We start from the raw sequence: 21,138 nt of genomic DNA, 5'->3' as shown, positions 1-21,138 counted from the left end.
CGTGTCTTCCTTTCCTGAGGGCTTTCTCTGGGGCGCGTCCACCGCGCCGCACCAGGTGGAGGGCGGCAATGTCAACGCCGACCTGTGGCGCAGCGAATGGGCGCCGGGATCGCCGTTCCGCGAGCCGTCGGGCGACGCCTGCGACCACTACCACCGCTATCCCGAGGACATCGCCACGCTCGCCGAGCTCGGCCTGAACGCGTACCGGTTCGGCGTCGAGTGGGCCAGGATCGAGCCCGAGGAGGGGTATTTCTCCAGGGCGGCGCTCGACCACTACCGGCGGATGGTCGCCACCTGCCTGGAGCGCGGGGTCACGCCGGTCGTGACGTACTACCACTTCTCGTCGCCGCGCTGGTTCGCCAGCGCTGGCGGGTGGGACGGCCCCGGGGCGGTGGACCGGTTCGCCCGGTACGCCGAGCGGGTGACCGAGCACATCGGCGACCTGGTGCCGTGGGTGTGCACCATCAACGAGCCGAACCTGATCTCGTTGATGGTCCACACCCGGTTCGCGCCGGCCGCGTCCCGCGAGGACGGCCTCGGGCTGCCGGAGCACCTGCGGCTCCCGGAGGGGGCGCCGGTACCGCCGCCCGTGGCGTGGCCCTCCCCCAACATCGAGATCATGGCGAAGGCGCACCGCAAGGCCGCGGAGGCGGTCAAAGCCGGTCCGGGGGACAGCGCGGTCGGCTGGACGCTCGCCCTCCTCGACCTGCAGGCGGCCGAGGGCGGCGAGCAGCGCTGCGCGGCGGCGCGCCAGGCGACGCTGCTCGACTGGCTCGACGTGTCCCGCGACGACGACTTCGTCGGCGTGCAGACGTACACGCGGGAGCGGATCGGGCCCGACGGGCTGCTGCCGGTTCCCGATGGGGTGCCGACCACCCAGACCGGCTGGGAGGTCTACCCGCCGGCGCTCGCGCACTCGGTCCGGCTCGCGGCCGAGCGTGCCGGGGTGCCCGTCCTGGTGACGGAGAACGGCATGGCCACGGACGACGACGAGGCCAGGATCGCCTACACCCGGGCCGCGCTCGAGGGACTGGCCGAGTGCGTGGCGGACGGCGTCGACGTACGCGGCTACCTGCACTGGACGCTGCTGGACAACTTCGAGTGGACGTCCGGCTACGCGATGACCTTCGGGCTGATCGCCGTGGACAGGACGACGTTCGCCCGCACCGTCAAGCCCTCCGCGCGGTGGCTCGGCGAGGTCGCCCGGGCGGGTGGGCCGTTCTGAACACACGCGGCGGTGCGGCGTCCGAGGCGTCCCGGGCAGGGCCCGGGACGACGGCGACTCTCGCCGGCCTCGACGGGTCGTGGGCCGACAGCGAGACCCACCGGCGGTACAACCCGCTGACGGGCCGCTGGGTGCTGGTCTCGCCCGGCCGGGACCGGCGGCCCTGGCAGGGCAGCCGGGAGGCGGTGGCCTCGCCGGACGTTCCCGGCCACGACCCCGACTGCCACCTGTGCCCGGGCAACGTCCGGGCCGGCGGTGCCCGCAACCCGGGCTACGAGGACACGTTTGTCTTCACCAACGACTTCCCGGCGCTGCGCCCCGCGTCCCGGCCGGCAGGTCCGCTGGAGCAGGCCATGGGCGCGGCGGGCGGCGTGGCTGGCCGGCTCCTGCGCGCCGAGGCGGAGCCGGGGACCTGCCGGGTCATCTGTTTCAGCCCGCGGCACGACGCGTCTCTGGGCTCGCTGCCGCACCGGCACGTCCGGGCCGTGGTCGACACCTGGGCGCAGCAGGAACGGGAGCTGGGCCGGGACTGGCGGTGGGTCCAGGTCTTCGAGAACCGTGGCGCGCTCATGGGCGCGTCCAGCCCCCATCCGCACGGCCAGGTGTGGGCGACGGCGTCGCTGCCCGACGAGCCGGCGGCCGAGGACACCCACCAGCGGGCCTACTTCGCGCGGCACGGCGTCGCGCTGCTGAGCGACTACGCCGAGCTCGAGGCGGCCCGCGGCGAGCGGGTCGTGTTCGCCGACGAGCACTGGCTCGCCGTCGTGCCGTTCTGGGCGGTCTGGCCGTTCGAGACGATGCTGCTGCCCCAGCGCCCGGTGGCGCGCCTCGCCGACCTGACGGACCCCGAGCGGGACGGCCTGGCCACGGCGCTGCGCAGGCTGCTCGGCTGCTACGACGCGGTGTTCGACGTCCCCTTCCCGTACTCGATGGGCTGGCACGGCGCGCCCGGGCCCTGGCCCGCCGGCGGCCCGTCGGCCGCGGGCGACCACTGGCAGCTGCACGCGCACTTCTACCCGCCGTTGCTGCGCTCGCCGACGGTGCGCAAGTTCCTGGTCGGATTCGAGCTGCTTGCCGGCGTCCAGCGCGACGTCACCCCCGAGGCTGCCGCCGCCCGACTGCGGGCCTGTCTGCCCACCCCGTACGTGACGGCGCGCATGGACGCGGGCGTCGGACCCGCCGGGCCGGAGGCCGGTCGGTGAGGCAATCAGGTTCGCCCCCGGCCCGGGACCGCGCGGTCGCGGACTTCGCCGCTGCCTTCGGCGGCCGCCCGACCGCGCTGGTCCGCTCGCCGGCGCGGGTCAACCTGATCGGCGAGCACACCGACTACAACGACGGCCTCTGCCTGCCGGCGGCGATCGACCTGGAAATGTGGGTCGCGCTGCGGCCGTCGCCGGGCGCCGCTGGCCGCGGCGGTGCCATCGAGCTGGTCTCCGAGACGGAACCGGCACCGGCACGAGTCGACCTGCCGCCCCCGGGCACGCCGCCGCGGGCGGGAACGCGCCCGGCGCCCGGCTGGGCGGGCTATGTCGAGGGCGTGGCGGTGATGCTCGCGGCCGCCCACGGCGACCTCGATGGTTGGCAGGGCGCGGTCGCCAGCGACGTCCCGAAAGGCGCCGGACTGTCCTCGTCGGCGTCCCTCGAGCTCGCGGTCGCCGCCGGCTGCGCGCACGTCACCGGCCTGCCGTGGGACGCGCGGTCGATGGCTCGCCTCGCGCACCGCGCGGAGAACACGTGGGTGGGCGCGGCGACCGGCCTGCTCGACCAGCTCGCGTGCGCGGGCGGGGTGGCCGGGCACGCGCTGTTGGTGGACTGCCGGGACGAGACCGTCGAGCCGGTGGCGCTGCCGGAGGAGGTCGCGATCGTCGTCCTCGACACTTCCACCCGCCGACGGATCGTGACCAGCGCCTACGCGGACAGACGCGCCGAGTGCGCTCGGGCCGCGCGGCTGCTCGGGGTGCCGGCGCTGCGGGACGCCGGGCTGGGGCTGCTGGCCGAGGGCGCGTGGCGGCTCGACCCTGTGACGTACGCCAGGGCGCGCCATGTGGTCACGGAGAACCGGCGGGTGTTGGACATGGCGGCGGCGCTACGCGCCGGTGACCTGGCCGCCGCGGGCGGCCTGCTGACCGAGGGGCACCGCAGCATCCGGGACGACTTCGCCGTGTCCAGCCTCGAGCTGGACGCCATGGTCGAGGCCGCGCTGGCGGCGCCCGGCTGCTACGGCGCGCGGATGACCGGCGGCGGGTTCGCCGGCTGCGCGATGGCACTCGTCGAGCGGTCCAGGCTCGACGCCTTCGTCCCGGCGGTCCGGGAGGGCTACCGCGCCGCGACGGGCCGCAGCAGCTGCGTCCTGCCCTGTTCGGCGGTCGCCGGGACCGCGGTCGAACCGTTCCGGGACCTGTGCGAGGTAGGCCCACCTGGGCCTCAGAACAGCGCCGGAGATGGGAGACGAGACGGTCTTGACCTCGGCGGACATAGATGTTAAACATTCCTACACCTTGCGCTGAACGGACGTTTAGAATAGTTTGAGGCGAATTTACGTCACTGGCCGAGGCGCCTGTGGCGGGGCAATATATGGCAACCCCTCACGTCCCGTGGCGATGGGCCGCATCATGGCGCGATGAGCGCGTTCCGTGTCGTGACCCCACGGCAGGGGCTGTCTTTGGACCGGATTTCCGGAACGGAGTGCAATGATGACTCGAAAGTGGACCGCGGGTCGCGTGAGCTTATCGCTCGCGGCCCCGATGGTGATCCTCCTCGCCGCGTGCAGCGTGCAGTCGAAGGGGGACGCGGCCATCCCGTCGGCCCCCGCCACGGCGCTTGCGTTCGCGCCGCCCGCGGCGGCGGTCTCGCCGGGCGTGACGGACACCGAGATCAAGGTGGGAATCGCCTACCCGGACTTCGCTACGGTCCAGAAGTACATCAAGGTTGACCATGGCGACTACAAGGCGGCGTTCACCGCGCTGATTGACAAGATCAACGCCGCTGGGGGAATCCATGGGCGGAAGATCGTCCCCGTCTTCGGCGGTATCGATGTCTCGTCCCCGGCCGCGGCGGACGAGACCTGTGTCAAGCTGACAAGGGACACGACCGTGTTCGCGGTCATGGGTGACATCAACGCGGACGAGCCGCTGTGCTACGTGCAGGCCCAGAAGACGGCGCTGGTCGGCGCCCCGCTGACCGCCGCGAACTACTCCAAGGCGAAGGCGCCGTGGTTCTCGTACGACCAGGGCGGAGACAAGGCCGCGGCTGTTCTGAAGATCCTCGCGGATACCGGTGCGTTCACCGGTAAGAAGGTCGCCGTCGTCGCCAACTCGCTCGACCAGAACGCCGTTCGGACGGTCGTCCTTCCGGCGCTGAAGAACCTCGGCGTCACGCCGGCCGAGATCGGCTACCTCACGGTCGACACCAACGACCAGTCGGTGTACACGAAGGGCGCCAGCGTCTTCATTCAGAAGATCCAGGCGGAGGGCGTGGACACCGTGGTCGTCTTCGGGGCCACCACTTCCCAATTCCCCACGCAGGTGGCGCAGACGAGCTACCGGCCCCGCCTGCTGTTCACCGACAACAACACGGCCGAGCTTTACGCCACGAGCAAGGACAACGCGAAGTACCTTCCCGTGTTGGCCGGGTCCGCCACGGGCGGTCTGGTCTCGGAGTTCACCGACCCCGGCATCACCGCCTGTGCCAAGACCGTCGAGGACGCGGTACCCGCCGCGAGGGGCCTGGTCGTCGACCCGACCACCCAACCGAACGGCGCGGCGAAGTGGGGAATCGCGACCGGGATCGCGTGCGACGATCTGACGATCTTCAAGGCGATCGCCGAGAAGGCGGGGCGGACGCTCACCTACGAGTCCTTCCAGCAGGCCGGGTTCGCGCTTGGCTCGCTCTCCATACCGTCCCTCCCGAACGCCGCCACCTACTCGCGGTCGACGCCGAGTGGGGCGATCGCGCCGAGCCTGTACACCTTCGACCCGGCCCGGGGCCAGTTCGCCCCCGTGAGTTGACCTTGGCCACGGGCTAGCGGACCGGCCCTGCTCCTCGCGGCGGAGTCCGTGAATGCGGGGCGTGCACAGGAACGACTCATCGCTGCCGGGAGGACTGGGGTGTCGCACCCTTGGAGAGCTGCCTTCATCACCCCGTCCGTCCGGACCGGTGGGGAGGGGTCGGTCCGCGCGCCGTACCTGCGGCGGGAGTTCACGGTCGGTGCGGGGCTGCGCCGCGCGACCCTGAGCGTCAGCGCACTAGGGCTGATCGAGGCCTATCTGAACGGCACCCGGGTGGGCGACGAGGTCCTGACTCCGGGGTGGACGTCCTACCAGCATCGCCTGGTCGTGAGCAGCCACGACGTTACCGATCTGATGACGGCGGGCGGTAACGCCCTCGGAGCTGTCCTTGGTGAAGGCTGGGCGGTCGGCAGGCTGACCTGGGAGGCCGACTGCCGCGCCGTGTGGGCGGACCGTCCAGCCGCCTTCCTGCAGCTCGACCTCGACTACGGCGACCGGATCGAGACGCTCGGCACCGACGGCAGCTGGCGAGCGTCCACCGGCGCCGGCCTGACCGATGGCATCTACGACGGCGAGTCCTACGACGCGCGGCTGGAACCGACGGGCTGGGCCGAGCCGGGTTTCGACGACGCGGCCTGGTCGGCGGTCGAGGTCGTCCAGCGCGACCTCGACACGCTCGTCGCGCCGATGGCGCCGCCGATCCGGCGCATCGAGGAGCTGCCCGCCCGGGAGATCATCACCACACCGTCGGGCCGGACCGTTGTCGACTTCGGACAGAACCTGGCGGGCTGGGTCCGGCTCACGGTCAGCGGCACGGCCGGGACCACGATCACCCTGCGCTACGCCGAGACGCTGGTGGCCGGCGAGGCGGACTTCCGGACCAACCGCACCGCGCTGGCCACCGACCGCTACACCCTGCGCGGTGATGGCCCGGAGACCTGGGAACCGCGGTTCACCTTCCACGGATTCCGCTACGTCCAGGTGGAGGACTGGCCGGGGCCGCTCGACCGGGACGCGCTCACCGCGGTCGTCGTGCACAGCGACCTGCGCCGGACCGGCTGGTTCGAGACCTCGGACGAACTGGTCAACCAGTGGCACCGCAATGTCGTGTGGTCCATGCGCGACAACTTCGTCGGGCTTCCCACCGACAGTCCCCAACGCGACGAACGGCTCGGCTGGACCGGGGACATCAACGTCTTCGGTCAGACGGCCGCTTTCCTGTACGACGTGACCGGTGTGCTGGGCTCGTGGCTGGCCGACCTCGCCGCCGAGCAGCGTGAGAAGGGCGGCGTGCCGTTCTTCGTGCCGGACCCGAGGGGACGCGCCGACCCGACCACCGCGCTGTGGGGAGACGTCGCGGTCAGCCTGCCCTGGACGTTGTACGAGGAGTACGGGGACCGCGACGTGCTCGCGCGTCAGTACCCGTCGATGACGGCCTTCGTCGACGGCGTGGAACGCCTGCTGGACGACAGCGGACTGTGGAACAGCGGCTTCCAGTTCGGCGACTGGCTCGCTCCGGACGCGCCGACCACGAACCCGTCCGGTGGCGGCACAGACGCGCGCCTGATCGCTACGGCCGCCTTTTGCAGGACGACCAGGCAGCTGGAGCGGACCGCCGAGGTGCTGGGGCATGACGCGGACGCCGCGCGGTACCGCGCCCTCCACGAGCGGGTCCGCGCGGCATTTCATCACGAATGGGTCAGCCCGGCGGGACGGCTGGCCAACGAGACCGTCACCGCCTATGCGCTGGCGATCTGCTTCGACATTTTCGACCCGGCGCAGCTGCCCCGCGCGGGCAGACGGCTCGCGGACCTGGTCGCCGCGGCCGGGTACCGGATCAGTACCGGCTTCGCCGGCACACCCTTCGTCGCGCACGCCCTCAGCCGCACCGGCAGCCTCAGGACCGCCTACCGGCTGATGCTCCAGACGGAGCGCCCCTCGTTCCTCTATCCGGTGACGATGGGCGCGACGACGGTGTGGGAACGATGGGACGCGATTCTCCCGGACGGGACGCTCACCGAAACCGCCGCTTCTTCCCTCAACCACTACGCCCTCGGAGCGGCCGCCGACTGGCTGCATCGTGTGGTGGGAGGGCTGAGTCCCGCCGAGCCGGGCTATCGCCGCGTGCGCGTCGCACCTGCGCCGGGCGGCGGCCTGACCCACGCGACGCTGACCCACGACACAAGGTGGGGACGGATGCGGGTCGGCTGGCGGCGCGGTGCCGAGGGCCGGATGACCGTCGAGGTCAGCCTCCCGCCCGGTACCTCGGCCCAGGTCATCCTGCCGGAGCACCCCGAGAACCTGACCGATGACGTGGGCGCCGGCAGCCACCGCTGGGAGTACGACATCCCGGTGCCGACCCGGGGTGCCTACACGCTGGATACTCCCGTTTCGACGCTGGCGGACGATCCCGCCGTGTGGTCCGCGGTGGATGCGGTGCTCCGCAAGCGCGTGCCGGGATACACCGGCAGCGAACCCGGTGACGGCGAGCCGTCCCTGCCCACGCTGCGTGCCCTCCTGAATTTCTACAGCCCGCCGGGGCTTGAGCAGGACCTTGTCGACGCGCTGAGCGGGACACACACCTGACCGGGCGCGGCCGCGCCGCCGTGTCCGGACAGATTCATCGCCGAATGCTGACAGTCGATCGCCTTCATCCTGCGGAGAATCATGAACAACCATCCCGCTGCCGCATCCACGGATGCCGGTCGGGCCGGACAGAATGATAACGGAGGGCCGTTGCCTCGCCCGGAGGTGAGGAAGAGGGGTTCGATCTCGCAGTTGATGGTCGACGGCGAGCCTTTCATCGCGCTGGCCGGGGAGTTGCACAACTCCAGCGCCTCGAGCCCTGCCTACATGAGCGACGTGTGGGACCGGCTCCAGCGGTGGCACCTCACGACGGTCATCGGGACCGCCTGCTGGGACCTGACCGAGCCCGAGGAGGGCGTCTACGACTTCACTGTGATCGACGACCAGATCCACCAGGCCCGCCAACGTGGAATGCGATTGATCATCACGTGGTTCGGGGCGTTCAAGAACGGGGAGTCGACCTACGCGCCGTCGTGGGTACGGCGCGACGAGGCGCGTTTCCCGCGCGCGCAGAAGGATCCGGCGTCCACCCTGACGGGGCGTTTTCCCCGGAAGAACCCCGTGCTGAGCCTCTTTGGCGCCGAGCTTCGCAAGGCGGACGCCAGAGCCTTCGCGGCGCTGATGCGGCACATATCCGGGGTCGACCCGCGGCACACCGTCGTGATGGTGCAGGTGGAGAACGAGGTCGGGCTTCTGGGTGACAGCCGGGACCGATCCGCGCTCGCGCGGGCGGCTTGGGAGGAACCCGTCCCCGCCGCTCTCCTGGACCATTTCCAGGCCCGCGCAGATGCCCTTCACCCGCACCTGCGCGATCTGTGGGATCGACAGGGCCGGCGCACGGCCGGACCCTGGGCGGAGGTCTTCGGTACGGACGGGGCCGCCGACGAGCTGTTCATGGCGTGGTCGTTCGGCCAGTACGTTGAGCACGTGGCCGCGGCGGGAGCGCGTTGTCACCCGCTCCCGTTGTTCACGAACGCGTGGCTGGGACCGCACGAGGGTGCGCCGCTGCCCGGGCTGTACCCGAGTGGTGGGCCGGTCTCGCGCCTGATCGACGTGTGGCAGGCGGCGGCACCCACCCTTGGACTTCTCGCTCCGGACATCTACATTCCGGAGTTCGAGGACACGCTGGCCGCATATCGGCACGCCGGCAACCCGATCCTGATCCCCGAGACGAGGGTGGACGCGGGTAATCTCTTCGTCGCGCTCGGCGAGTACAGCGCGATCGGCTACGCGCCGTTCGGCGTGGAGGACGGCCCTGAAGGGCACGAGATCTTCGAAGCCTACCGTGTACTCGCTGGCATGACTCAGGTCATAGCGGCGGCACAGACTGAGGGCCGGATCCGGGGAACACGTCTCGCGCCCGGCGCGAGGGTCGAACTGGCGCTCGGGGACATCACCGTCACCGTCGCCGGGCCCTTCTCGACCCTTGGCCTGTTCGGGCCTGGAACCGGCGCGGACACGACCGACTCCGACCGCGGCTATGCGCTGCTGATCAGGCTCGGCCCGGAGGAACTCCTGGTCGTAGGAAAGGGTGTCAACCTCGACTTTCAGGCAGGCGGTCTGCCCGTCGAGATCGACTCGGCGCGCGAAGGCCAGTTCATCCAGGGCACGTGGGTGCCAGGCAGGTCACTCAACGGCGATGAGCGCTTCTTCCTCTTCCCGAACGACGAACTCCGTGTGGTTCGCATCGGTCTGCTGCGGCGCACCGGCCCGTCCGAGTAGGCGGCCTCCTCCGCGGTCGTCGCTCTCGATGTGGTAGGCGCACTTTTCGTTCCGACCGGCGGTTGGCGGGCTTACCTCACCTTTCCTGCTTTCGCCACCGCACTGCCCAGCCTGTCTCGCCTGGCATACGAAGGAGAAAAGTGTCCGCGCACCCCGTCATCCCCGGCTTCTACTCGGACCCCTCGATCTGCCGCGTGGGCGACGAGTACTACCTCGTCACGTCAAGCTTTGAGTACTTCCCCGGGGTTCCCGTCTTCCGGAGTGTCGACCTCGTGCACTGGACGCAGGTCGGCAACGCGCTGCCCCGCGCGGAGGCGTTCAACCTGTCGCCGGGGCTGGCGGGCGCCAGCCGAGGAATCTTCGCCGCGACCATCCGGCACCGCGACGGCCTGTTCTGGGTGGTGACCACGTGCCGTGAGGACGTTCTGCGCGGGCAGGTCCTCGTCTGCGCGCCGGCACCAGAAGGACCCTGGAGCGAACCGCTGTTCATCGACGGCGCGGTGGGCATCGATCCCGACCTGGCCTGGGACGAGGACGGCCAGTGCTACCTCACCTGGACCCAGTCGGCCATCTGCCAGGCCAAGGTCTCGCTGCAGACCGGTCGCCTGCTGTCGGTACCCGTCGCCATCTGGTCCGGGACCGGACTCGCCCACACCGAAGGACCGCACCTCTACCGCGTCGACGGATGGTGGTACCTGCTCGTCGCCGAGGGCGGGACGCATACGGGTCACGCCGTTTCCGTGTCCCGGTCCCGCTCGATCAGCGGGCCGTTCGAGCCCTCGCCCGGCAACCCCCTGCTGAGCCACCGCAGCCTCGATCATCCCGTTCAGGCCACGGGCCACGCCGATCTCGTCGAGCTGAGCGGCGGCGGGTGGGCCATGGTCCACCTCGGTATCCGCCAGCGAGGCGGGTCGCCGGGCTTCCACGTGAATGGGCGCGAGACGTTCCTTGCCGGCGTCGACTGGGTGGACGGATGGCCGACTGTCGACGAGGACCGCTACAAGGTCGGCCCGGTCGACACGTCGTTCGTCGACGCCTTCGACGCTGACCGGCTCGACGATCGGTGGGTCAGCCCAGGACGGACCCCGCACGGCTTCGTGACACAGGTCCCCGGGGAGGGGGCCCACCTCACCGAGTGGAGGGCCGCCGATGCCACGGCCAGCCTGGCGCTGATCTGCGTGCGTGCACGCGACGCCGGCTGGACGGCCACCGCCGCGCTCGCGGACGGCCGCCTCGCGCTCGTCGTCCGGATGGATGACGACCACTGGTTCGCGGTCGAGCGCATCGGCGACGCGGTGCGCGTGCGCATGAAGAACGGGCCCGTCCACCAGGTCCTGGCGTCAACGACCGATGCCGCGGCCGGAGCCGAGCTCGTGCTGAAGGCGCGCCCCTATCAGCCCCGGCTGGGCATCCGCCCCGGCGGCCCGGACAGCCTCAGCGCGGGCTTCGACGATGGCACGTACCACGAGCTCTTCGAGATCGACGGCCGATACCTCTCGACAGAGGTCGCCACGGGCTACACCGGGCGGATGATCGGCGTCGAAGCCCTTGATGGCCCAGCGACCGTCCGGAGCTTCTCCTACACCCGGACCGACGACTGAGCCGACAGCCGTCGAGTCCATCCTTACCGCGGGTTCCCACGCGCGGCCAGTCCCAACCGAGAACCGATCAAAGCGTCATCCACACGCCGCTCCGCCGATCCTTGCTTGCCCGGCGTGCGCGAGGACGATCCAGCCGACGATCGCGACCGCCGCCGACGTGAGCAGGACGCGCGCCCCACGGGCGTGGGCGCCGACCGAGCCCGTCGAGGCGCGGGGCAGCGCGGAGGATGTCGCGCTCGTAAGGCCGGCCGGCGCGGTCCTCAGGCCGGCGCGGCACGTTTCCCTGCCGCGCCGAGAGCACCCGGTCCTCGTCCGGGTACGCCCGGCTCAGCCGGTCCGCTTTCCCGGGCCGTGAGTTCGGGCGCGCTCGGTGGCCTCATTCGCGGGTCGCGGTCCGCGACCGTCCGTTTCGCCGTGGAGCTGGTCCAGGACCTCGGCCACGGCGAGGCCGTCGTCGAAGGAGGGGGACGTCTGACGCTGGTCGCGCAGCACCCGGGTGATCTCCGCGATCAACCCCCGCACGCCGGGCAGCAGGGGATCGCCCGGAGGCGCGGGGAAGGAGAACTGTTCGGACTGCCCGTCGGACCGACGAACGGTGACCGTGTCGTCGTCGCGGATCTCGATCGCGCCCGCACTGCCCAGGATCCGCACCGTCTGCGGAAAGGCCACCGAGGTGGAACAGGCGGTGTCCACGCTGACCGTGCAGCCGTTGCCCATGGTGAACAGCGCGCAGAACGCATCCTCGGCCGTGCTGGGGTGGGCCGCGCCCTGCGCGTCGAGGCGAGTGGTCGTGTCGGTGCGCGTCAGGCAGCTGGCGCTCACTACTTCGGTGTCGAGCAGCCAACGAAGCGTGTCGACGCAATGGGGGCCCCAGGCGCCGATCCATCCGCCGGCCTGAGCCTGGTCGAACAGCCAGCGATGTTTTGCCGCCCGCAGCCCGTTGCCGACGAACAGCCAGCTGATGTGCCGCGGGACGCCGATCGCTCCGTCCCTGAGCAGCGCTCGCGCCTTGACCCGCGCGGGGACGTGGCGGAACTCGAAGTTGAGGAAGTTCAGGGCCGACGCCGCCCGAGCCTGATCGCGCATGGCACGGGCCTCGGCCGCGTTCCGGCCGAAGGGCTTGTCGCACAGCACGGCGGCTCCCGAGTCCAGTGCCGCCATGACGTAGTCGCGGTGCAGGAACGGCGGCGCGTGAACGGACACCAGATCGACGGCCCCGACCCGCGAGAGCGCGCCGGCGTCGCGCGGGGAGACCGCCTCGACGCTGAAACCGGCCTCCTCGTAGGCGCCGGCCATGACTCGCGTCCCAAAGCCGGTACCGATCACGACCACCTTCATGTGCGCCCTCTCCGCCCTCTCGTCGTCGCGCTGTTCGGGCGACCCATGGTCTTCATCATTTCCGAAGTCGAGTTCGACTTCAGCCCAGACGGTCTCCGGGACACCCCCGTCAGACCTCGGCCGCCGGCCGGGCGTCAGCTGACGTCGTGGAACAGCGTGCGAGGCCGGGCGTCGGCCAGCAGCCGGCGAACGGCTTCCCCGACCTCGCCGGCCGAGGTGACCGGCTCGGTGGCGGGCCCCCGATGCCAGCCCTCGGCGATGGCCAGCACGAGACCCGAGGCCTCGATGACCTGGCCGGTGACGTCGGCCGAGTCGGCGGAGGCCAGCCAGGTGATGACGGGGGCGACCAGGGCCGGCGAGAAGGCCGAGCGGATCTCGTCGGTGATCGTCAGGCCCTCGGTCAGCCGGGTCAGCGCCCCGGGGGCGATCGCGTTCACGGTCACGCCGTACCGGCCGAGTTCCTGCGCCGCGATCTGGGTGAAGGCGGCGATCCCGGCCTTTGCCGAGCCGTAGTTCGCCTGGCCCGGGTTCGCGTAGAGACCCGAGACCGAGGTGGTGTTGATCAGGCGGGCGTCGACGCGCTCGCCGGCCTTGGACCGCTCCCGCCAATGGGCGGCGGCGTGGTGGCTCGGCGCGAAGGTCCCCTTCAGATGGACGCGGATGACGTCGTCCCACTCCTGCTCGGACATCGAGAACAACATCCGGTCGCGCAGGATGCCGGCGTTGTTGACCAGGACGTCGAGGCGGCCGAAGGTGCTCACGGCCTGCGCGACGAGGCGCGCCGCGCCCGCCCAGGAGCTGACGTCGTCGGTGTTGGCGACGGCCTGGCCGCCCTTTGCCCTGATCTCGTCGACGACGTCATGGGCCGGGCCGCTGTCGCCGCCTGTCCCGTCGCGGCTGGCACCGAGATCGTTGACGACCACCTGAGCCCCGTGCTGGGCCAGTAACAGCGCATACTCCCGCCCGAGCCCCCGTCCGCCTCCGGTGACGACGCAGACCCGGTCCTGACACGACACTTCGCTCATGGTCGCGGAAACTAACATCGACGTCTGATTCAATTCAAGGCCAGCAAACCCGCGCGCGACGCGCCACCGCAGGTGCTTGCGTGCTGCGGGTCAATGGCCGCGGGCGTATGGCTGGGACGGTGGCTCCGGCCTGAGGCCCAGCGCGTTCGCCCAGAGCAGGGTCAGCTGCTCGACCGCCTCGTCGAAGTCGTAGTCCCGGTAGTGCTGGACCAGCCACAGCTCGGCGAACCGGGCGACCATGGAGCCGAGGGCGTCGGCGGCGAAGGCCGGGTCGAGCCGGTGGTCGGCGGCCCCTTCCCGCTGCAGCCGCAGAATCGCCCGCTCGGCTCGGTTGACGAAGTGCCTCGTCGTGGCGATGCGGGCCTCGTTGACCTGTGCGTCGTAGCGGGATACCTGCTCGATGACGCCCATCAGCGCCGCCTCGTCGCGGTAGCGCTCCAGGTAGCGGCGGTTGGACCGCCGGATCCGGTCCCAGATCGAGGCGTCGGCGCCGGCTTCGCCCAGGCCAGGTTCGGGGGGCGCGGTGAGCCGCTGTTCCTGGGCGAGCGCGACCTCGCGGAAGATCTCTTCCTTGGAGTCGAAGTAGTGATAGAAGGTCCCCGGCGCGACCTTGGCCGCCTTGGTGATGTCGGTGATCCGCGCTTCCAGGAAACCATCGCGTTCGAAGACCGACTTGGCGGCCTCGATCAGGCGGGCCCTTGTTCGCCGGCCCTTCGCCGAGAGAACACGCACCGAGGCGCCCTCCGGAGCCTCGGCCAGGGCAGCCGCCGGGTCGGCCGCCCGTAGCTCGACCCGCTGGGGCTGCGACGCCGAGGAGGTCACGACTCTCTCCCGCCCGGTCCTGCGCTGCTCGCCCGGACGCGGGTCCGGCGATCGGGGTGGGTACCTCCCCGTTCGCATATTACCAACGCAGGCTTGCTTCTCCCGCCGAGCGCGCAGGTCACCGGGCTGGCCACCGGCTCAGCGGACCGTCGGGCGTGGGATGCCGGCGAGCCGGTCGGCGTACTTCGCCTCGGCCGCGGCGCGCAGCTTCACGAGATGGCTTGACGGGAACAGGCCCTCGGCCGGCTGGTAGTCCTTGAGGATCTGGCGGGCCAGGGTGACCTTGTGGACTTCGGTCGGCCCGTCGGCCAGGCCGAGGACGAACGACTCGACGAGGTAGTGGACGAACGGCATCTCGTGGGTCGTGCCGAGTGAGCCGTGCAGCTGCAGGGCGCGTGCGCTGACGTCGTGCAGCACCTTCTGCATCATGGCCTTGACGGCGGAGATGTCGGCTCGTACGGCCTTGTAGTCGTGGAGCTGGTCGATCTTCCACGCGGTCCGCAGGGTGAGCAGGCGGAACGCCTCGATCTCCATCCAGGAGTCGGCCACCATCTCCTGGACGAGCTGCTTGTTGGCGAGCACCTCTCCCTGGGTGTAGCGCGACACCGCCCGTTCGCAGAGCATGTCGAAGATCCGGCCGACCAGGCCGACGGTACGCATGGCGTGGTGGATGCGGCCGCCGCCGAGCCGGCTCTGGGCGACCAGGAACGCGCCGCCGCGCGGGCCGAGCATGTTCTCGGCCGGCACCCGCACGTTCTCGTAGGAGACGTAGCCCTCGATGCCCTCGCCGACCGGCTCGTAGCCCATGCCGACGCTGCGCAGGACGTTCACCCCTGGCGTCTCGGCCGGGACGATGAACATCGTCTGCCGCTGGTAGGGCGGCGCGTCCGGGTCGGTCACCGCCATCACGATCAGGAACGAGGCCATTCGGGCGTACGAGGTGAACCACTTCTCGCCGTTGATGACCCAGTCGTCGCCAGCGGGCGCCGCGGACGTCGTGAAGATCTTCGGGTCGGCGCCGCCCTGCGGCTCGGTCATCGAGAACGCCGAGACGATCCGGTTGTCCAGCAGCGGCTCGAGGTAGCGCTCCTTCAGCTTCGGCGTCCCGAACCGGGCCAGGATCTCACTGTTCCCGGAATCGGGGGCCTGGGAGCCGAACACGATCGGCGCGCACACCGAACGGCCGAGAATCTCGTTCAGCAGGGCCAGCTTGACCTGCCCGAAGCCGGCGCCACCGAGCTCGGGGCCCAGATGCGTGGCCCACAGCCCCTTCTCCTTAACCACCGCCTGCAGCGGGGGGATCAGTGCCTGGCGGACCGGGTCGGTCAGGTCGTGCGACTCGCGGACGACCAGGTCCAGCGGCTCGCACTCCTCCCGCACGAACGTGTCGGCCCAGGCCAGTAACTCCGCGTACTCGGGGTCGGTCGAGAAGTCCCACGCCACGACGATCGAGCCTCCCGGTTGAATTGAAATAGACGTCGATGTTAGGTCTACACCATGACCGAATCTGGCACGCCCGATCGGCGACCCGAGCCCGGCGACGACCGGGCTGGCGACCTGCCCGCGCCCTTACCCGTCCGAGCGGCCGGCCGCCGGCCCCTGCTCTCGTCGTCCCAGGCCGGGTGAGGACGTGGACGCCTGGATCATCGACGCGGTGCGCACACCCCGCGGCCGGGGCCGCGCCGACGGCGGGCTGCACGAGGTACATCCGCAGGAGCTGCTGGCCCAGTGCCTGCGTGCCCTCGCCGACCGGACGGCCTTCGACCCGGCCGAGGTGGAGGACGTGGTCGCCGGCAACGGGATCTTCGCGGGCGACCACGGGGACAACATCGCCCGGCTGGCCACCCTGCTCGCGGGGTGGCCCGAGTCGGTGCCCGGCCTGGCCCTGCACCGGTTCTGTGGCGGCGGCCAGCAGGCGGTCACCGTCGCGGCGACCGGGGTGGCGAGCGGGGCGCAGGACCTGGTCGTCGCGGGCGGCGTGGAGTCCATGTCGCGCTGGGGCCTCGCCGCCGGCTCGGTCACGATCGACGGGGGCAACCCCGAGTTCCGCGAGCGGTTCCCGACCGTGCCCCAGGGTGTGTCGGCCGACCTCATCGCCACGTTGGGCGGTTACAGCCGTGCGGCCGTCGACGCCTACGCCGCCACCAGCCAGCGGCGCGCCGCCGCCGCCATCGCCGAGGGCCGGTTCGACCGCGCACTCGTGCCGGTCGCCGGGCCCGACGGGCGGGTGCTTCTCGACCACGACGAGCACCCCCGGCCGGGAACGACCGTGGAGCGGCTGGCCGGCCTGAAGCCGGCGTTCGCCGCGGCGGGCGCGAGCAGCCCGGCGGGCGAGCGCCGGACCTACGACGAGATCTGCCTGCAGCGCTACCCGTCGATCGACGCCGTCGAGCACGTGCACCACGCCGGGAACTCCTCGGGCGTCGTGGACGGCGCCGCCGCGGTGCTCGTCGCCTCCGGATCCTGGGTCAGGGCACACGGGGTGCGCCCCCGGGCCCGCATCCGCTCCACGGCCGCGATCGGATCCGAGCCGGTGATCATGCTCACCGCACCGGCGCCGGCCGCGCGACGCTGCCTGGACAAGGCCGGGATGACGGTCGGCGACGTCGACCTGTGGGAGATCAACGAGGCGTTCGCCGCGGTCGTCCTGCGGGCCGTCGACGACCTGGGGTGCGACCCGGACCGCGTGAACGTCAACGGCGGCGCGATCGCGCTCGGCCACCCGATCGGCGCGACCGGCGCCATGCTGATCGGCACCGTCCTGGACGAGCTCGAGCGCCGGGACCTCGCGACCGGCCTGGTGACGATGTGCACGGGTGGTGGCATGGGCACGGCGACGCTGATCGAGCGAGTCTGACCTCCATGCCGACACGGGCGCGGCCATCGGAGCGCGGCGCGTCAGCCGACCAGCTCGGCTGCCCGCGCGACGAGCCCGCCCAACGCGCCGGCCATCTCCTCGGCCGTGCGGTCCGGGGTCGGGCGGCGCCGGGCGTGCTTGATGATCAGCGACCAGGTCGCCGCGGACTTGAAGCAGGCCAGCGCGCGGAACCAGTCCAGCGCCGCCACCCGGACGCCGAGCCGGTCGGCATAGGTCGCCGCCAGTTCGTCCGGCGCCGGCAGCGCCCCGGCATAGCGGCTCGGTCGGCGGTAGGTGGCCGGGTCGGCGTTGATCAGGAACCAGCCGAGGTCGACGCGCGGGTCGCCGACCGACCAGATCTCCCAGTCGATGAGGGCGGTGACGCTCGGGCCGGTGGCCAGCAGGTTTCCCAGCCGGTAGTCGCCGTGGATGATCGCGGGTTCCATCGCCGGCGGCTCGGTGGCCGCCAGCGAGTCCGCGACCTTCTCCCAGCCGGGCGCGAGGGCGGGGTCGACCGTGCCGAGCGCGCGCGACCAGCGGGCCACCTCCGCGCCGAGGCTCACCACCGGTTCCGCACCCAGGCCGATGGCCGCGGGCTCGACCGCGTGCAGGGCGGCGAGCACCCGGGCCGCGTCGCGCATCCGCTCCGCCACCACGGTCGTTTCGTCGCCGGCCGCGCCGGGGTCGTCGTCGAACAGCGGCTCCAACGACGTCCCCTCGACGAAGGACATCACGAAGACCGGCGGAACCTCGGGAGGGTCGCCGGCGTCCTCCCACAGCACCGTCGGAACGGGGACGTCGGTCGCGGCCAGCCGGCGCAGCAGGGCCGCCTGGCGCAGGACGTCGCGGTTGCGCACCGGCGCCAGGCCGGGTGGCGCCACCTTGACGACCACCCGGCGGGCCGCGCCCTCGACGGTGGCCGTGGCCACGTACGACAGGCTGGAGGCGCCCCCGACCAGCGGACGCAGGCCCACGGGTTGGAGGTCCGCGAGGCGGGCTCCGAGTAAGTTGAAATCGACGTCCATTTCAATCACCCCGGCGTGAGTAGGCCTCTGGGGAACGCGAGATCTGGGGAGCAGCGTATGCCAGGCTTATGCGACGGCAAGGTCGCACTCGTCACCGGGGCCAGCCGCGGGCTCGGCAAGTCGATCGCCCAACGTCTGGCGGCGCAGGGCGCCGTCGTCGGGCTCACGGCGCGGACGATGGAACCCGACCCCCGCTACGCGGGCTCCCTGCGTGAGACCCGCGAACAGATCGAGGCGGCCGGCGGGTCCGCGGTCGCGGTCGCGGGAGACCTGTCGCGCGACGAGGACCGAGAACGCGTCTTCGCGGAGCTCTCCGACCGGCTCGGCTCGCCGGACATCCTGGTCAACAACGCCGCGGTGACGTTCCTGCGGACCCTGGACGAGTTCCCCGAGCGCCGAGCCCGGCTGATGTTCGAGATGCACGTCCTGGCCCCGCTGCGCCTGATCCAGCTGGCGATCCCCGGGATGCGGGAGCGTAAGCGAGGCTGGATCCTCAATGTCACCTCGATCGCCGGGCAGCGGCCGGTCGGCCCCCCGTTCTCCGAGTTCGACGTCTCCGCAGGCTTCGGCCTCTACGGCACGGTCAAGGCGGCGCTGGACCGGCTGACGGGTGCCTTCGCCGCCGAGCTGTCGCCCGACGGGATCGCCGTGAACGCCGCCGCCCCCTCCAACCCGGTCCGCACACCCGGCGCGGGAAGCCTGGAGCTGGCGAAGGAGGACACCGAGGACATCGAGCTGATCACCGAGACGGCGCTGATCCTCTGCACGGCCGATCCGGCCAGGACCAGCGGCCGGGTGGTCTACACCCAGCCCTTCCTGCGCGAGCTGGGCCGGATCTGAAGGCTCGCGGCCCGGCCCCGCGGCGCGCCGCCCGAGCCGCCCGCGCCGCCCGCGCCGCCCGAGCCGCCCGCGCCGCCCGGGCCGCCCACGGCCGTCCCACGGTCAGCCGGCCGGGCCGCTCTGGCGGGCGACGCCGTCGGCGAGCAGCCGCCGTACCGCGTCGTGGTCGAGACCAAGCTCGGCCAGGACGTCGACGGTCTGGTCACCCGGCAGCGCCGGGCGGCCCGGCGGCGCCGGCGGCGTCTTCGAGAAGCGGGGGGACGGCGCGGGCTGGACCACCCCGTCGACCTCGACGAACGTGCCGCGGGCGACGTTCTGCGGATGTCCCGGCGCCTCGGCCAGGCTCAGCACCGGTGACGCGCACGACTCCGGCGTGACCAGCTCTCGTTCCCATTCGGCGCGGGTGCGCTCCCGGAACCGGGCCGCCATCACCTCGCTGTGCTTGTCCCAGGCCTCATGGTCGTCGTAGTCCTGGGGCACCTCGATGCCGAGCCGCGCGCACAGCTCGGCATAGAAGCGGCCCTCCAGCGCGCCGACGGCGAAGTGCTTGCCGTCGGCCGTCTCGTAGGTCCGGTAGAAATGGGCGCCGCCGTCGGTCAGGTTCGCCTCGCGCCTGTCCCGCCAGCTTCCCTGGGCGAGCATGCCGTAGAAGACCGCCATCAGTGTGGCCGAGCCGTCGAGCATGGCGACGTCGACCACCTGGCCGCTGCCCGAGCGGGCCGCCTCGACGATGCCGCTGAGCAGTCCGACGGCCAGCAGCATGCCCCCACCGCCGAAGTCACCCAGGACGTTCAGCGGCGGCACCGGGCGCTCGGCCGGCCCGGTCGCGTGCAACGCCCCGCTCAGGGCGATGTAGTTGATGTCGTGCCCGGCCAGCTGCGCGTAGGGGCCGTCCTGGCCGTACCCGGTCATCCGGGCGTACACCAGCCTCGGATTGCGTGCCCGCAGGTCGTTCGGGCCGATACCCAGACGCTCGGCGACCCCGGGCCGGTAGACGTCGACGAAGGCGTCGGCCCGCTCGGCGAGCGCGTGGATGACCTCCCGGCCGCGTTCGTCCTTGGCGTCGAGGGCGATCGAGCGCTGGCCCCGGCGCATCACCACGTCGACCGGTGGGGGTGAGTCGACCTCGCCCGGACGGTCGACCCGGATCACCTCGGCTCCGAGGTCACCCAGCAGCATCCCGCAGAACGGTCCGGGTCCGAGACCACCCATCATCAGGACCCGGACACCGGCCAGCGGCCCCGCGGCACTCACCGCCCGCTCCACGCGGCACGCGCCTCGGCCGCCTCGACGGTGGCGTGGGCTATGACCTGGTTGCGGTTCTCGACCTCCAGCGCGGCCGCCAGACCGGGCGCGTCCGTGTTGACCTGCAGGGCCCGCTTCGTCAGCTGGACCCCCAGCGGCGCGTGCGCGGCGATCGCGGCGGCGGTCTCCAGCGCGCGCTCGACCAGTTCGCCGTCCGGATGCACGGCGCTCACCAGGCCGGTCCGCAGCGCCTCGTCGGCGAGCACCAGCCGGCCGGTGAGCATCCAGTCGGCGGCCACACTGGTGCCGACGATGCGGGGCAGGTGGTAGCTCATCCCCATCTCCGCCCCGGACAGGCCGAGGCGGATCGCGGCGTTGCCGAACCGGGCGCCGGCCGCGCAGATCCGGATGTCGGCGGCCAGGCACAGCGCGAGCCCGCCCCCGACCGCCACCCCGTTGACCGCGGCGACCACCGGTTGCGGCAAGGCGCGCAGAACCTCCGGCAGCCCGGCCATCATCTCCTGGAAGCGCAGCCGGTCGATCGCCGGCGCATCCGGGCCGGGGACGTCGGGCCCGAAGCCACGCAGGTCGAGGCCAGAACAGAAGCCACGGCCCGTCCCGGTGAGCACCACCACCCGCACGTCCCGGTCCCTGGCGATCGAGTCGCACGCGCCGCGCAGCGCGACCGCGAGGGACTCGTCGATCGCGTTGAGCCGCTCCGGGCGGTTCAGCCGCAGGACGGCAACCCCGCCCACCCGATCGACGGCCACCACACCGGGCAGCGGCACGGACGTCTCCACCACGGACCCCTCTCCGCCAGCAGGTCCCAGGAACCGAATTCGATT

General features: G+C 71.7%; 16 protein-coding genes. 9 read left to right on the top strand and 7 right to left on the bottom strand.

Features of this window, described 5'->3' with window-relative positions; all coding sequences use genetic code 11:
- Position 1 precedes the first annotated feature (1 nt).
- The 7 genes from FRAEUI1C_RS39810 (at position 2) to FRAEUI1C_RS28060 (ending at position 11,141) form a co-directional block, all read left to right on the top strand.
- Positions 2-1,225 carry a glycoside hydrolase family 1 protein gene (locus FRAEUI1C_RS39810; RefSeq protein ID WP_013426754.1) on the top strand — a complete coding sequence of 408 codons (1,224 nt, stop codon included), beginning with the start codon at positions 2-4 and terminating at the stop codon, positions 1,223-1,225.
- On the top strand, positions 1,186-2,427 hold the full coding sequence (locus tag FRAEUI1C_RS39805) for a UDP-glucose--hexose-1-phosphate uridylyltransferase (RefSeq protein ID WP_013426753.1): 1,242 nt from the start codon (positions 1,186-1,188) through the stop codon (positions 2,425-2,427). The genes FRAEUI1C_RS39810 and FRAEUI1C_RS39805 overlap by 40 nt, the downstream gene beginning before the upstream one ends.
- Entirely contained in the window at positions 2,424-3,710 is a 1,287-nt protein-coding gene (galK, locus tag FRAEUI1C_RS28080; RefSeq protein ID WP_013426752.1) for a galactokinase, read from the top strand. Before FRAEUI1C_RS39805 ends, galK begins: the two co-directional genes overlap by 4 nt.
- A gap of 235 nt (positions 3,711-3,945) precedes the next feature.
- The gene (locus FRAEUI1C_RS28075) at positions 3,946-5,232 is read left to right on the top strand and encodes an ABC transporter substrate-binding protein (RefSeq protein WP_232425149.1); all 1,287 of its coding nucleotides are present in this window, start codon (positions 3,946-3,948) and stop codon (positions 5,230-5,232) included.
- A gap of 99 nt (positions 5,233-5,331) precedes the next feature.
- On the top strand, positions 5,332-7,818 hold the full coding sequence (locus FRAEUI1C_RS28070; protein WP_013426750.1) for an alpha-L-rhamnosidase: 2,487 nt from the start codon (positions 5,332-5,334) through the stop codon (positions 7,816-7,818).
- Between the two features lie 165 nt (positions 7,819-7,983).
- A complete protein-coding gene (locus FRAEUI1C_RS28065) occupies positions 7,984-9,540 on the top strand; it encodes a GH35 family beta-galactosidase (protein ID WP_497006525.1) in 1,557 nt (518 codons plus the stop codon).
- A gap of 140 nt (positions 9,541-9,680) precedes the next feature.
- A complete protein-coding gene (locus FRAEUI1C_RS28060) occupies positions 9,681-11,141 on the top strand; it encodes a glycoside hydrolase family 43 protein (RefSeq protein WP_013426748.1) in 1,461 nt (486 codons plus the stop codon).
- Between the two features lie 327 nt (positions 11,142-11,468).
- Here the strand turns inward: FRAEUI1C_RS28060 and FRAEUI1C_RS28055 are convergent, their stop codons facing one another.
- From FRAEUI1C_RS28055 to FRAEUI1C_RS28040, 4 genes are all read right to left on the bottom strand, one after another.
- Complete coding sequence (locus FRAEUI1C_RS28055) at positions 11,469-12,479, bottom strand: Gfo/Idh/MocA family protein (RefSeq protein WP_013426747.1); 1,011 nt, start codon at positions 12,477-12,479, stop codon at positions 11,469-11,471.
- A 134-nt stretch (positions 12,480-12,613) separates the two neighbouring features.
- Positions 12,614-13,504: an SDR family oxidoreductase gene (locus tag FRAEUI1C_RS28050; protein ID WP_041259672.1), complete on the bottom strand. Its 891-nt coding sequence runs from the start codon at positions 13,502-13,504 to the stop codon at positions 12,614-12,616.
- A 90-nt stretch (positions 13,505-13,594) separates the two neighbouring features.
- Complete coding sequence (locus FRAEUI1C_RS28045) at positions 13,595-14,326, bottom strand: TetR/AcrR family transcriptional regulator (protein WP_013426745.1); 732 nt, start codon at positions 14,324-14,326, stop codon at positions 13,595-13,597.
- Between the two features lie 138 nt (positions 14,327-14,464).
- A complete protein-coding gene (locus tag FRAEUI1C_RS28040; protein ID WP_013426744.1) occupies positions 14,465-15,769 on the bottom strand; it encodes an acyl-CoA dehydrogenase family protein in 1,305 nt (434 codons plus the stop codon).
- 187 nt (positions 15,770-15,956) lie between these two features.
- Between FRAEUI1C_RS28040 and FRAEUI1C_RS28035 the strand changes: the two genes are divergently transcribed.
- Complete coding sequence (locus FRAEUI1C_RS28035; RefSeq protein WP_013426743.1) at positions 15,957-17,183, top strand: acetyl-CoA C-acetyltransferase; 1,227 nt, start codon at positions 15,957-15,959, stop codon at positions 17,181-17,183.
- A gap of 41 nt (positions 17,184-17,224) precedes the next feature.
- Here FRAEUI1C_RS28035 and FRAEUI1C_RS28030 read toward each other — a convergent pair whose 3' ends face one another.
- The gene (locus FRAEUI1C_RS28030; RefSeq protein ID WP_013426742.1) at positions 17,225-18,208 is read right to left on the bottom strand and encodes a phosphotransferase family protein; all 984 of its coding nucleotides are present in this window, start codon (positions 18,206-18,208) and stop codon (positions 17,225-17,227) included.
- A 57-nt stretch (positions 18,209-18,265) separates the two neighbouring features.
- Between FRAEUI1C_RS28030 and FRAEUI1C_RS28025 the strand changes: the two genes are divergently transcribed.
- A complete protein-coding gene (locus FRAEUI1C_RS28025) occupies positions 18,266-19,048 on the top strand; it encodes an SDR family NAD(P)-dependent oxidoreductase (RefSeq protein ID WP_013426741.1) in 783 nt (260 codons plus the stop codon).
- A 102-nt stretch (positions 19,049-19,150) separates the two neighbouring features.
- Here FRAEUI1C_RS28025 and FRAEUI1C_RS28020 read toward each other — a convergent pair whose 3' ends face one another.
- Both FRAEUI1C_RS28020 and FRAEUI1C_RS28015 read right to left on the bottom strand, forming a co-directional pair.
- On the bottom strand, positions 19,151-20,302 hold the full coding sequence (locus tag FRAEUI1C_RS28020) for a CaiB/BaiF CoA transferase family protein (RefSeq protein WP_198318640.1): 1,152 nt from the start codon (positions 20,300-20,302) through the stop codon (positions 19,151-19,153).
- Positions 20,299-21,096, bottom strand: a complete 798-nt coding sequence (locus tag FRAEUI1C_RS28015) for an enoyl-CoA hydratase/isomerase family protein (protein ID WP_013426739.1) — start codon at positions 21,094-21,096, stop codon at positions 20,299-20,301. The genes FRAEUI1C_RS28020 and FRAEUI1C_RS28015 overlap by 4 nt, the downstream gene beginning before the upstream one ends.
- Positions 21,097-21,138 lie beyond the last annotated feature (42 nt).

This window comes from Pseudofrankia inefficax, from assembly GCF_000166135.1.
In the GTDB taxonomy this organism is placed as follows: Bacteria; Actinomycetota; Actinomycetes; order Frankiales; family Frankiaceae; genus Pseudofrankia; species Pseudofrankia inefficax.
Note: the sequence above shows the minus strand (reverse complement) of the source record. Positions and strands in the feature narration are given on the sequence as shown.

Coding starts and splice junctions, on each gene's coding strand:
- FRAEUI1C_RS28030 (WP_013426742.1), bottom strand. CDS start 18,208: ATGGACGTCGATTTCAACTTACTCGGAGCCCGCCTCGCGGACCTCCAA.
- FRAEUI1C_RS28050 (WP_041259672.1), bottom strand. CDS start 13,504: ATGAGCGAAGTGTCGTGTCAGGACCGGGTCTGCGTCGTCACCGGAGGC.
- FRAEUI1C_RS28055 (WP_013426747.1), bottom strand. CDS start 12,479: ATGAAGGTGGTCGTGATCGGTACCGGCTTTGGGACGCGAGTCATGGCC.
- FRAEUI1C_RS28025 (WP_013426741.1), top strand. CDS start 18,266: ATGCCAGGCTTATGCGACGGCAAGGTCGCACTCGTCACCGGGGCCAGC.